This window comes from Psychrobacillus sp. L3 (assembly GCF_042945595.1).
Classification (GTDB): Bacteria; Bacillota; Bacilli; order Bacillales_A; family Planococcaceae; genus Psychrobacillus.
Genome location: NZ_CP168493.1, coordinates 582,132 through 595,128, shown reverse-complemented (window position 1 = coordinate 595,128; position 12,997 = coordinate 582,132). Strand labels below are relative to the sequence as shown.

11 protein-coding genes are annotated in these 12,997 nt (G+C 35.6%); 5 read left to right on the top strand and 6 right to left on the bottom strand.

The window, feature by feature from the left end; genetic code table 11:
• Positions 1–119 precede the first annotated feature (119 nt).
• Together ACEPXD_RS02895 and ACEPXD_RS02890 are read right to left on the bottom strand one after the other, a co-directional pair.
• Positions 120–683 carry an NADPH-dependent FMN reductase gene (locus ACEPXD_RS02895; RefSeq protein ID WP_391122968.1) on the bottom strand — a complete coding sequence of 188 codons (564 nt, stop codon included), beginning with the start codon at positions 681–683 and terminating at the stop codon, positions 120–122.
• Positions 684–871: 188 nt separating this feature from the next.
• On the bottom strand, positions 872–1,630 hold the full coding sequence (locus tag ACEPXD_RS02890; protein WP_391119776.1) for an NAD-dependent epimerase/dehydratase family protein: 759 nt from the start codon (positions 1,628–1,630) through the stop codon (positions 872–874).
• Between the two features lie 106 nt (positions 1,631–1,736).
• Here ACEPXD_RS02890 and ACEPXD_RS02885 point away from each other — a divergent pair, with 106 nt between their 5' ends.
• The 3 genes from ACEPXD_RS02885 to ACEPXD_RS02875 all read left to right on the top strand — a co-directional run bounded on the left by ACEPXD_RS02885 (position 1,737) and on the right by ACEPXD_RS02875 (position 4,716).
• Positions 1,737–2,741 carry a hypothetical protein gene (locus ACEPXD_RS02885; RefSeq protein WP_391119774.1) on the top strand — a complete coding sequence of 335 codons (1,005 nt, stop codon included), beginning with the start codon at positions 1,737–1,739 and terminating at the stop codon, positions 2,739–2,741.
• A gap of 47 nt (positions 2,742–2,788) precedes the next feature.
• Positions 2,789–2,971: an SE1832 family protein gene (locus tag ACEPXD_RS02880; RefSeq protein WP_391119772.1), complete on the top strand. Its 183-nt coding sequence runs from the start codon at positions 2,789–2,791 to the stop codon at positions 2,969–2,971.
• 176 nt (positions 2,972–3,147) lie between these two features.
• Entirely contained in the window at positions 3,148–4,716 is a 1,569-nt protein-coding gene (locus ACEPXD_RS02875) for an ABC-F family ATP-binding cassette domain-containing protein (protein WP_391119771.1), read from the top strand.
• A 236-nt stretch (positions 4,717–4,952) separates the two neighbouring features.
• Here the strand turns inward: ACEPXD_RS02875 and ACEPXD_RS02870 are convergent, their stop codons facing one another.
• Together ACEPXD_RS02870 and ACEPXD_RS02865 are read right to left on the bottom strand one after the other, a co-directional pair.
• On the bottom strand, positions 4,953–5,501 hold the full coding sequence (locus ACEPXD_RS02870; protein ID WP_391119769.1) for an RNA polymerase sigma factor: 549 nt from the start codon (positions 5,499–5,501) through the stop codon (positions 4,953–4,955).
• 253 nt (positions 5,502–5,754) lie between these two features.
• Positions 5,755–7,008 (bottom strand): hemolysin family protein, encoded by a 1,254-nt coding sequence (locus ACEPXD_RS02865; protein WP_391119767.1) that lies wholly within the window; start codon positions 7,006–7,008, stop codon positions 5,755–5,757.
• Between the two features lie 560 nt (positions 7,009–7,568).
• Here ACEPXD_RS02865 and ACEPXD_RS02860 point away from each other — a divergent pair.
• Both ACEPXD_RS02860 and ACEPXD_RS02855 read left to right on the top strand, forming a co-directional pair.
• Positions 7,569–8,531 (top strand): iron-hydroxamate ABC transporter substrate-binding protein, encoded by a 963-nt coding sequence (locus ACEPXD_RS02860; protein WP_391122965.1) that lies wholly within the window; start codon positions 7,569–7,571, stop codon positions 8,529–8,531.
• Positions 8,532–8,759: 228 nt separating this feature from the next.
• A complete protein-coding gene (locus tag ACEPXD_RS02855) occupies positions 8,760–10,157 on the top strand; it encodes a dipeptidase (protein WP_391119765.1) in 1,398 nt (465 codons plus the stop codon).
• Positions 10,158–10,483: 326 nt separating this feature from the next.
• On the opposite strand, the gene ACEPXD_RS02850 is transcribed toward ACEPXD_RS02855, so the two are convergent.
• Both ACEPXD_RS02850 and ACEPXD_RS02845 read right to left on the bottom strand, forming a co-directional pair.
• Positions 10,484–11,062, bottom strand: coding sequence for a nitroreductase (locus ACEPXD_RS02850; protein WP_391119763.1), 579 nt, complete (start codon positions 11,060–11,062; stop codon positions 10,484–10,486).
• A gap of 84 nt (positions 11,063–11,146) precedes the next feature.
• Complete coding sequence (locus ACEPXD_RS02845; RefSeq protein WP_391119761.1) at positions 11,147–12,964, bottom strand: diguanylate cyclase; 1,818 nt, start codon at positions 12,962–12,964, stop codon at positions 11,147–11,149.
• Positions 12,965–12,997: the final 33 nt, after the last annotated feature.

Below are 12,997 nucleotides of genomic sequence, written 5' to 3'. Positions count from 1 at the left end.
CTCCACCATGTCACCCCATTTCGCTTAGTGTTATACATTAGACATTCGAATGACGAGAAAGTTCATTCATTTTAAAATAAAAAAAAGGATGTCTCCATCGATTGGGGACATCCTCTAGATTAATGCGTATTAATCGGCTCTTTGCTAAGCGTTTTGCTCATTTCGGCGTATTGAACGAATACACGCGCTAGTTCCCGGAGACGATTATGCACATCATCATCAACTATGGCATTATTTTCATCAAAATGATTCGCAACTGTGTATACATAATTTGGTGTAACAAGGCATCGGAAGTAATCCAAAATTGGCTTAAGCTGATTTTCTATTACTAAGTGATGTCGATATGTCCCACCATTAGCCACAATAGATACCGGTTTATATCGCATCGTTTTAGGATGTAAAAAATCAAACATATTTTTTAATACCCCCGGAATGGATCCTTGGAAAATTGGTGTGGCAATAATATAACCGTCTGCCTGTTCAAATTTACTTACTAGCAGCTTCATATCATCGTTGTACTTATCAAATGGTCTTCCATCTACGAATTGATGTTCATAATTCACCAAATTGACAACTTCTAATGTATAACCCATATTCAGCTTTTCTATATAGTCTTTCACTTGTTCTAAAATGACACCTGTTTTTGTTCCAATAATTGTTCCGTCTACAAGTAGAATTTTCATCATTCAGAACCTCCTTTATCCGTTCCTAATTGTATCAAATAAGAAGGACTAATTTAGACAAAAAGTGTTACTTTTATAAAGTTCATCCTTTTGACTGAGAAGCCTTTTCACCTTAATTATTTGATATTACACAAGGATTTAGCGGATTAATGCATTATATGCATTCACTTTATTAGCTGTAAATCACTTCATTTATCTATTTCTTCTTTATCTACAAATATATCTTTTCGTTTTTCCCAATTAAACAATTCTTCCCGAGCGATGGGTTGTTCTTCCACTTCGATAACCGGCATTGCCCTTAAAATATCTATCGATTTATAGAGCGTTACTTTGTTTTTATTTGCCCTCACAGCAAAATGGACCATTGCATAAGCTAATTGTTTTCCATCAATGGAACGAAATCGTTTTAATGGTCCAAATAGAATGGGATTTAATAATTGAAAGACACCTTCTGCAAGGCGTTCTCCTAAACGAAATTCCTTTCGATGCCCTGTTAATAATGACGGTCTAAAAATGGAGAGCTGCGGAAGATTTAAATCAATAAGTTGCTGCTCCATTTCACCTTTGATGCGACTATAAAAAAACGGAGATTTCTTACTTGACCCTGCTGCTGAAATAACAAGCATATGGTGTATCCCTCTTTTTTTAGCTAATGAAGCAATTTGCAATGGATATAGTAAATCGACCTTTTCAAAATTTTCTTTTGTTTTTGCTATTCTCATCGTCGTTCCCAAACAGCAAAAAAGATCTTCCGCTATTTCGAAATCTTTTTCTTCTAGCGCATCAAAATCTTTTATTTTCACTTCTAGTTTTGGATGTTTATAGGAAATATCTCTTCTAGCAATAACAGAAACAGAGACATACTCCTCACTTTCACAAAGCTGTTTCACTAATAAGCTTCCTGTCAACCCCGTTGCACCAACTACAATTGCCGTTCTTTTTCCCATTCCAATTAAGCCCCCTCTCTTTAAATAACCGATCCTTTCTTATAGTCATAAGCACCTGTCCAGTTCCATACAATAAATAGAATATGTCAGGAAAGGAAGATGAATATTGAAACTAGCTTATCTTTTAAATACATTTTCACACCGTGGATTATATCCTGCTGATCGAGCAAAAGTACTACTCCCTGCTTTAAAATCCACAGACACTAAAGTTTTTGTTCCTAGTTCAAACACAAGCCTTATTGAATACCTAGTTACGCAAAATATCAAAGCTAATATATACAAAAATAATGGTCAACTTTTAGAAATACTGAAACTTTTTAATCCAAATTGTATTATTCATGATAGTGGGAATTCTGAAAAAGATCTTATTCGCAATTTAAAGAAGTTCAACTGTCCGCTTATTCATTTTGATGATCACGGTGATGGTAGCGCTTTAGCTGACATAGTATTTCAAGCACTGTACGAAAATCCAAAGGAATTATCTAAAGCAAATTATGTATATGGTCCTACTGGTTTTATTCCCACACATCAATTAATCTATAAAAATAATAACATGTTACAGGAACCACCGCATATCGTCGTAGCCTTTCCTCATGAAGACCCTGAAAACTTAACGTACCGTACTTTAAGACATCTTGTGCAACTGCATATTCCACTACAGATTAGTGTAGTAGTCGATGAATATTACAAACATGATGTAACCGAGCTAAAGCGATTCGCGCTTACCCGGAAGTCCATTAAAATCATTTCTACAAAAGAACCAGAATCTTATCTGTACAATAGTGATATCGTCATAACAACTGGTGCTTACACCCCTTTCTTAGTAGCACAACTAAAAATTCCTTGCATTATTCTTTGTGCACATGAGGAAGAAATGAATTTCGCATTTCCTCAAGAAGAAAATGGCTTTGCGAACTTAGGGTTAGGACGTAAAATAAAGCAATCATATCTACAAAACGCAGTGATGGAAATCATTCTACATGACAACAGAAGAAAAGCTTATATACAAAAACAAAAGAACTTTCAATTTAGTTCTAACTTAGAAGAAGTAGTAAAACTTATCGATCAGACGATTGCGAATAAAAAAGAGGAACAAGAAATCGTACGCTAGCCAACTTTTTATGCTACAATAATGCAAAAAGCTGAAGGTGAACATTCATGACAAAAGACCAACTACAGATGCAAATCGCTGAGTTAAAAATGGATTATATTCGATTACAAGGTGACATGGAAAAACTGGAATCTAACGGATATCCCGCTCAACTGGAAAACGCTGAAAGTAGACTTGCCAAAATGGAAGAAGACCTTGCAACATTAAACAAACAGCTTGCAGATTTGTAAACGGATCGCTTTTAGATTGTAGACTACTTGTATTTTCGAAGGTGACACCTTAGACTGTTTTGAAAACGCTTCGCAGTCAGGCGCTACTTGCAACGAAGAAAGAAAGCGTTTATCAACAGTCTGAAAGCTCGCAGATTTGTCTTCTGCTGAGCTTTCTTTTTTGGAGGAAATAATAGATGAGCTTATTAAACGTAGAAAATTTGGGACATACATTCGGAGATCGCACTCTTTTTAAGGAAGTTTCTTTTCGCTTAGTGGAAGGAGAACATGTTGGGCTTGTTGGAGCAAACGGAGTTGGAAAGTCAACTTTGATGAACATTTTAACAGGTGAAATTATTTATGATGAAGGCCGTGTTGAATGGTTGCCCGGCACACATTATGGATATTTAGATCAGCATACGCGCCTGCAACAAGGTCGCTCCATGTTCGACACACTGCGAGATGCTTTTTTGCCTCTTTATAAAAAAGAGGAAGAGTTAAATGAAATCATAGCAAAAATGGCGGATGCTACTCCAGAAGAATTAGAAGAATTACTAGAGCAAATGGCGGAAATTCAAGATGCATTAGACGCTGGCGATTTTTATTCTTTAGATATGAAGGTAGAAGAGGTTGCTCGTGGACTTGGGCTAGATGCAATTGGTTTAGAGCGTCCTGTTGAAGCACTTTCTGGTGGTCAACGTACGAAGGTTCTTCTAGCCAAGCTTTTATTAGAAAAACCAAAAGTTTTGCTACTAGACGAGCCTACCAACTATTTAGATGAAGAGCATGTGAACTGGCTATCAAACTATTTGAAAAACTATCCTCATGCGTTTTTATTAATCTCGCATGACACGGAATTCATGAACGGCATTGTAGATGTCATTTTCCACTTGGAATTCTCCAAGCTAACTCGTTATACAGCTTCTTACGATAAATTCCTAGAGCTTGCCGAGTTGAATAAAAGACAACATATTGATGCTTATGAAAAGCAACAAGATTTCATTAAGAAACAAGAGGATTTTATTGCAAAAAATAAAGCACGTTATTCCACAACAGGACGTGCAAAATCTCGTCAAAAACAACTAGATCGTATTGAGCGCATTGACCGTCCGGAAACAGCGGCAAAACCAGAGTTTGGTTTTAAAGAATCTCGCAGTTCTGGTCGCTATGTTGTCGAGGCAGACCATCTTCAAATCGGTTATGATAACCCCCTGCTCCCTCCATTAACGTTCACAATTGAACGTGGAGAAAAAATTGCGCTAGTTGGAATGAATGGGATTGGTAAATCTACGTTACTTAAAACGATGTTAGGCAAAATCCCAGCTCTAGGTGGAAAAGTAACTCGCGGAGACTTCTTGTTCCCTTGTTATTTTGAACAAGAAGTAAAAGCTGGGAATATAACACCAATCGAATCTATTTGGGAAACCTACCCAAGCATGGAACAAAACCAAGTTCGTGGGGCATTAGCTCGTACAGGCTTGAAAAGTGAACATATCTCCCGTCCCCTTTCTAGTCTAAGTGGTGGGGAGCAAGCAAAAGTCCGTTTATGCAAGCTCATGATGGAAGACAGTAACTGGTTAATTTTTGACGAACCTACGAACCATCTGGATATTTACGCAAAAGAAGAATTAAAACGTGCGATGAAAGAATATAAAGGCACAATCGTTCTTGTAAGCCATGAACCTGAATTCTACGAAGGCCTAGTAACAAAAGTATGGAACGTAGAAGAATGGTTCTCCACGGGTAAAGAAGTTGTAGAAGAATAATTTGTTTCCATGCCCCAAGCTTTTTAGAAGCTTGGGGTCTTTTTTGATGGAAATGGTTCTTTAGCCCATTTCAACTAGTCTTACCATTCACAGGATTAAAAATTGACTTTACTTCTTACAGTAAATGGAACTCTGAGGCTAATTTGCTTAAAACCGAGACCAAATTAGCAAATCTACTTTTCATAAAAATAAAAAGAGCTTCTTAACATAAAAATGTCGAGAAACTCTTTTCCATATTAAACTAAAATTAATGAATCCTTCGCTAATTCATCATTCATAATTAATTCCTTTAGGCGTTGCTTCGCTCTAAATAGTCGTGACTTAACTGTACCAATCGAAACTTTCATTACATCCGCAATCTCAATTAATGAAAATTGATGCACATAAAAATACAAAACTGTTTTTTGATAGATGCCATCTAACTCAGCAACTTTAGAACGAACAATTTCACCAATGTCTTCTTTCACCAGTTGCTCCTCAACTGATAAAACATCGGAAGCAATTAAATCTAGAATAGAAACGTCGAGTTGTTCCGGTTGATTGGCAATGTATTTACTGCGTCTTACTTGTTTTCGGTAACGATCACGAAATGTATTCATACAAATAGTTGTGAGCCAAGCCTTTAAATGATCTACTTCTTTCATATAAGATTCATATCGTACAACTTTCATCCACACTTCTTGCATTAGATCTTCCGCATCTATTTGATTTTTAGTTAATTTCAAACATAAAAAATATATGTACCGGTTGTATTCCTCGTATACGCCTTCTATATTAACCTGCATAATTATTCCTCCGCTCGTCTTCTCTTGTTACCTATATAATGCCAAATAACAACCTTTCAACCCATCGGATTCTCTTTCAACTTTATTACAAACGTGTAAGTAAATCAGAAAAAAGCAAGCACAGTTGTCTTAGAACAACAACATTTCTCCAAGATGAGGATTACCTACAAATACCATATGCACAAAAAGCGTTTTGAATTTATACACTCTAACCTTGTGACAAAAGAAAAAACGCAGGGAGCTATTAACTCTCTTACGTTTCGGGAAGGATGATTTGTTTTTTTATAATCGTTAGTTTTGCAACTCGGTTTCGATCCATCTCATTTACTTCAATAAGTAAATTTTCATAAGTAAACTGCTCGCTTTCTTCTGGTACATGTCCCAACTGATCTAGTACAAAACCACCAATTGTGTCATTTTCGTTTAAGATATTTATATTAAATAATTCATTGATTTCTTCGATTTCTAGACGTCCTGCACAGATTAATCGATTTTCAGTCATTTCATGCACTAAAATATCTTCATCGTCATCTGTTTCATCTTCTATTTCTTGTCCAATCATTTCCTCAATCAAGTCTTCATGTGTAACTATACCAAGTGTTCCACCATATTCATCTAATACTATTGCCATATGCTTTTTATGCGTTAGCATCAATTTAAATACTCTTTCAACACTTAATGTCTGCACGACAAACAATGGATCTTTATCGATAATTTCCTCCAATTTCTTAGATGGATCCATCGACCACTCAATCAGTTTTTTGGTATAAAACATTCCTACTATTGTATCCATATCCTCTTCATAAACAGGATATCGGGTATAAAAATGCTCCAGAATCGTATCACGTACCTCTTCATAAGTAGCTTCCAGAGGAATAGCCACCATCTCCGTTCGATGCGTCGATAGCACGTCCGATACATCTTTATTTGGAAAATCGAGAATTCCTTTTATTCGTTCGGACTCCTCTTCTTCAAATGTACCATCCGTTGAGGCTATATCCACCATATTCAAAAGTTCTTCTTTGGAAATGGTCGTTTCCTTCACCATACCTTTGGAACCAATTCGAATCATCATATTAATAAGCCCTGCAATTAAAAACGTTAATGGTTTTAGTAATTTAACAAACAGTCTTATTAATGGAGCTACTTTATAGCCAACTATTTCAGAAAAAGTAGCAGCAATTGTTTTCGGTAATACTTCAGCAAATAAAATAATGACAACAGTTAAAATTATTACAGACCAAACTATATTCCAATTATAATTTTCCGAAATAAGGATTAACAGCACCGTCATTGCTATGTTAGCCACTGTATTTCCTATTAATATGGTTATGGTCATCTGGTCCGGCTTTAATAAAAGAACAAGTAATTTTTCAGCATCTTTGTCTCCTTGTTCTGCACGCAGCCGAACCTTCATCCTATTAACTGTCATTAATGCTGTTTCACTACCTGATAAAAAAAACGAAACAAGTAGTGCAAACCCTAATAGTACAAACTCTGTGTACAAATTTGTATCCTCCTAAAATAATAAAGTCGAACAATATTTCTTTTTATAACTATATCATACTGTGATTTTAGTTGTCACAAATCAATCTGTATTCAAATCTTATATATTTTTTACCACGACTATCAATAACAATTTTGGTGCACCTAGTCATCGCCATTTCCCGAGTACTTTGGACTTAACATTAACTACACTATTGAAAAGTGACTACGTCTTCTAAATCCACTTTCTTCGGTAATTTTGTTGCGGATGCTTGACGTCGCCCTCTTGGATTATGTAAAGACATGATGCAATTCGCATTATACATGTAAATATTTTATTCCTGTCAGCATCATTTCGCTAGTAGTTGTTAAATCTACTGAAAAGGTAACGTAACTCATGGGTATCTCCTTCCCATGAGCACTATTACAATAACAACAATTGACATGAATACCAAATAGCTATAATATAATAATATCATTGAAAATGATAATCATTTTCAATTGTTATTTAACGTTATGCAGCTCATGTGTTGTTTAATTACATATCAACAAACACCAATTATTAGGGGAGAAAATTATCTTATGAAAAAACTTTTTATTCCGTTATTCCTGTTCCAGGTACTTCTTCTGAACGCTTGTAGTGACAGCAAAACGAATGATGCAGACAATACGAACACTTCTTCATCTGCACCTTCAGATTCGGTAGCAGATGCGTCCGAATCGGATTCAGACACGTTTATCTACCAATCCGAGGATGGTCCGGTCGAGGTTCCAAAGAATCCGAAGCGCGTTGTTGTCCTTACTAGATTTTTAACAGGTAACGTCATGGCTCTAGGCGTACCATTAGTCGGGGTAGACGATATGTCCAAAACCAACCCAAGATTCGAAGAGCAGCTAAAAGACGTTGATGTAGTTACGGACGAAAGCCTCGAAAAGATCATCGAGTTGAATCCAGATCTTATTATCGGTCTGTCGGATATTAACAATATTGATAAGTTTAAGCAAATCGCTCCTACCGTCACTTATACTTATGGAAAAGTGGATTATTTAACACAACAACTGGAAGTAGGTAAATTATTAAACAAAGAAAAAGAAGCACAAGCTTGGGTAGACGATTTCAAAGCTCGTGCAACAAAAGCTGGAGAAGAAATCAGGGCAAAAGTAGGTCCTGATTCGACGGTCTCGGTCATCGAGACATTCAGTAAGCAACTTTATGTCTATGGCGATAACTTTGGACGAGGAACTGAAATTCTTTATCAAGAAATAAAGCTAGGTATGCCTGAGAAGGTAAAGGAAGCAACAATTACTGACGGTTATTTTGCCCTATCACTAGAAGTACTCAAAGACTACTTTGGCAACTACGTTATTTTCAGTAAAAACGCAGATGAGGATAATTCATTCCAGGATACTGAAATGTATAAAAATATTCCAGCTGTCAAGAACAATCATGTCTACGAGGCTGATGCGAAATCATTCTACTTTAATGATCCACTTAGCTTAGATTATCAGCTAGAATTCTTTATTGAAAAATTTCTAGGCAAGTAATTCAAGGGATCGATATAAGTACTTTGACGCTTCAAACCAGATATTCAATATGATCTTTTCATTCAATGCGAGGGTATTGTCAATCCGACAGTTCCCTCGTCTTTTTCATTCAATAAAGCAATTGTTTTTCTAATGCATTGACAATTGCCTCCACATTTTCTATGTCACAAATCTGATGCTATGCTATACTATTTCTATTCACGAAATTTTATGAAAAGAGGGATTCTAATGAGCCAATTTTCAACATTAGACAATTACTTTACTGAAAAAAGAGAAGCACATTTAGAGGAATTAAAACAATTTTTACGCATTCCAAGTATTTCTTCCTTATCAGAACATAAAGAAGATATGAAAAAAGGAGCAGAATGGTTAGCAGATTCTTTAACAAAATCTGGTTTAGAAAATGTAATCGTTGATAAAACAAGTGGACACCCTGTTGTATATGCCGATTGGTTACATGCAGAAGGAAAACCAACGATGCTTATTTATGGCCATTATGATGTACAACCTGTTGATCCATTAAATCTTTGGGAGACAGAACCTTTTGAACCACAAGTTCGAGACAATAAATTATATGCCCGTGGTGCTAGTGACGATAAAGGGCAAGTTTTTATGCATGTAAAAGCAATTGAAGCTCTTCTTCAAACTGAAGGAACGCTTCCTGTTAATGTAAAGCTATTAATTGAAGGCGAAGAAGAAGTCGGTAGCCCTAACTTAGAAGAATATATCGAAAACAATAAAGAAAAACTTGCCGCTGATGTGATCGTCATTTCGGATACAGGTCTGCAAGGCCCTGGTCAACCAGCTGTTTGTTACGGATTACGCGGTCTTTGTGGCGTGCAAATTGATGTTAAAGGTGCAAAAAGTGACCTTCACTCTGGTCTTTACGGTGGCGGAGTTCAAAACTCTATCCATGCTCTAGTGTCCATTTTAGATTCTTTCCGTGATGCAGAAGGTACTATTGAAGTAGAAGGTTTCTATGACAATGTACGTCCTTTATTGGAAGAAGAAAGAGAAGCTTATCAAGCACTTGGCTTCGATGAAGAAGAATTGAAAAAAGAAGTTGGCGTGGACGAACTATTTGGAGAAAAAGGTTTCTCTCACTTAGAGCGCGTTTGGGTTCGACCAACTTTAGAAATAAATGGTGTATTCGGTGGGTTCTCTGGAGAAGGCATTAAAACTGTTTTACCAAGTGAAGCAGGTGCAAAAATTACTTGTCGTTTAGTACCAGACCAAGATCCAGATGAAATTGTCGCTAAACTGAAAGCACATATTGAAAAGAACAAACCAGCTGGTGTCACAGTGACATTAACTGAATTTGATAAAGGAAAACCATTTATCACACCTTTCGATCACCCGGCTATTCAAGCTGCTGGTCGTAGCTACGAAAAAGTATACAATGTACCAACAGCATATACTCGCGGTGGAGGCTCCATCCCTATCGTCGCAGCATTTGATGAAATTCTAGGCTTGCCAGTAGTGTTAATGGGATTCGGCTTATCAACTGAAAATTTCCATGCACCAAACGAGCATTTCCATTTAGAAAACTTCGACCAAGGCTTACGAGTAATCGGAGACTACTATTATGAACTTGCAGGACTTTCTAAAGAGGATTTAAAAAAATAATTTCTACTAAAACACATGGATTTCAATGATCCATGTGTTTTTTATACTGGAATAGGTACAGATCCCGGTTACTCATTGAAATTATCTATAAGTTACGGCTTATCTCATATCTAGTAAGCTTTTTTTAGTGAGAAATGGTCGCGGCTCTACTGGAGTTGGTCTCGGGTAGGTACCATTTGGTTGCGTTTATACTACAATTGGTCTCAAGTTTAGATGATTTGGTCTCGTTGTGCCGTTTATTCACTTTTAATGGATAATAATTCCGCGCTTTTTTTTCTAAGCATCTAACAAATAAATGGCTATCTCTATGCGAGATAGCCATTTACTTATGCTTGTTTTTCGAATATCGTAATTAATTCGTCTATATTTTTGCGGGGCTTTGGTTTTGGCATTTCATCAAAGTATCCGACTTGCAACATACTAATAATGCGTTCGCCTGATTTTACCCCAAGTGCGTCACGGAATTTTGGATTGTCTAAATATCCTGGTGTTTTCCAACACGATCCGATTCCACGATCCCAAGCGAGTAACTGTACATTTTGTACAAGCATACTAGCTGCAGCATAATCTTCTAACCGTTCCTTTTGTCGCGCGTCTTCAGGAACAATAACAAATAAATAGCCGCCCGGTGTTGTAAATTTTTTCATTTGTTTTTCTAATTCATCTTCTGAAAGCTCTTTCCATTTTGGAATAGCGAATTCTTTTAACACATCATATAATTCTACTAGCTCTTTACCACATGCAACAACAAAGCGCCATGGCTGTCTTAACTGATGATTTGGTGCCCATATTGCATCATTTAAAATAGCTAGTAATGCTTCTCTTTCCACAGGTTGCCCGTTAAATTGCTTTATGGAACGACGTTGAATAATCGCATCTCGAACAGTTAATGATTGATCCATCATTTTTTGAAAAACTCCCTTTTAATAAACGTGTATGATTATGTACATCATACCAATTAATTCATTGCAATAAAAGCCTTGCATTTCTCATAATACGGTTATACGATTTTTCCCATTTCTCTTTGATGCATAAAGTGCTTTATCCGCCCGTTCAATTAACTCTTCTTTTTGTTTAAATGCATGATGCTCCGTCGTTGAGACACCAATACTAATTGTTACATAATCATCGTCAATATTAGCTGAATACTTTTGTTCTTCTATTAATAAACGTAGATTTTCTGCAAATTTAGCAGCTTCTTGTAATGATACATTTGGTAAAACAATCGCAAATTCTTCTCCACCATATCTTGCAACAAACGTGTTACCATTACAAATTTCTTGCAAAATTCGAGAATATTCGATTAATAATTCGTCCCCTGCAATATGTCCTTTGTTGTCGTTATATGTTTTAAAATTATCTACATCTATCATTAGTATAGACAAATGGTTATTTAAAAAAATTGCCTCATTGAAGTATTTGCCTAAATTTTCATTGAAGTATCTTCTATTATAAATACCTGTCAATCCATCCACTTGAGTTAACTTTTTTAATTCGTCGTTCTTTTGTTTCAATTCTCTTGTTCTTTCTTTAATTTTGTCATCTAAAGATTCATTCAACCGCTGTAAATCAATAGACAAATTCTCTGCTTCTACAAATTTTCGAGCATATTCTTTACTTAAATTGATGGACTGTATGAGTACATATAAAAAGAAGCCAATGGTTGTAGACGGAATGGAATGAATCCAATTTAGAGACAACAATACATCATTTATAACTGATCCAAAAAATATTAAATTCGCTAAGAGATTTACAAAAATAGTTGGTCTATTTCTTTTATATGCTAAAATGAGCGCATATAAAATGTAAATCATAAATACAGCAACAATTACGAAAAAGTAATTTAATAGTGGTTGATAAAATATCGGCTTTGTAAATAAGGTGACCATAATCGCACCAATGGAAACGCTTATACCAATAACGACAGGTGTTTTCTTCATTTCCTTGGGGTACATTGTTCGCACTAAATATAAATACAACAAAAAGAGAACATATATACAAATAATTTCTAGTTTATTTACCCATATCCAAGGAATCATAGGGAAAAAATAGTTAAAATAATAAGGTGGCTTTAATATGGAATATAACGAAATGAAAATACTAATTAGACCAAAATAAGCAAATACTTTCTCCTTTCTTCTAAAAAAGAAAATAAATAGTTCGTAAATCCCCATAACTAAAATGGAACCAATAATAAACATTGTATAAGCTAACGTATTGTCATAGGTTCTTGTTACTTGTTCAGAACTTCCTAAATAAATTGGCTTAGTTGCCCCACCTATCGGATTACTAAAATTTGAAATATGTAATACGATATTTATTTCTTTATGTCTCGGTGTAAAATATACAAAACGATTTGAATATACCGGTTCAGTCGTGCTGAAACTTGTCCCAACATAACCATTGGAAGCAACCCTTACGCCATCTATTGAAAGTGTGTATGATGTATTCTGGTTGGTCATTGTAATCGCTAAAGCATTGCCTACTTTTTCTTCTGGTATAATCACTTTTAAATAGTATGTTCCATATCCAAAAGAAGTCCCTACTTTGTCTTGCCAACTGGATGGTATTGTGATGTTTGCCTGATTTTTTTGTTGAATCCTTTGCTCAATTTCATTTTCCGATACTAATTCTTCCCAAAAAAATTTCCACTCCCCGTTCAATTGGATTAACTCCGGACTTGTGAAATCTTCTCTACTTAAGACCAACTCTCCATCTTTTGCAGATGGATGGGTATCGATATTCGTATAACAGGATGCTAGTATAAATAATAAAGGGAAAAATAATAGTAATAATCGTATTTTCATACTTGGCAACCTTTCTCTACTCTCACAATCAAA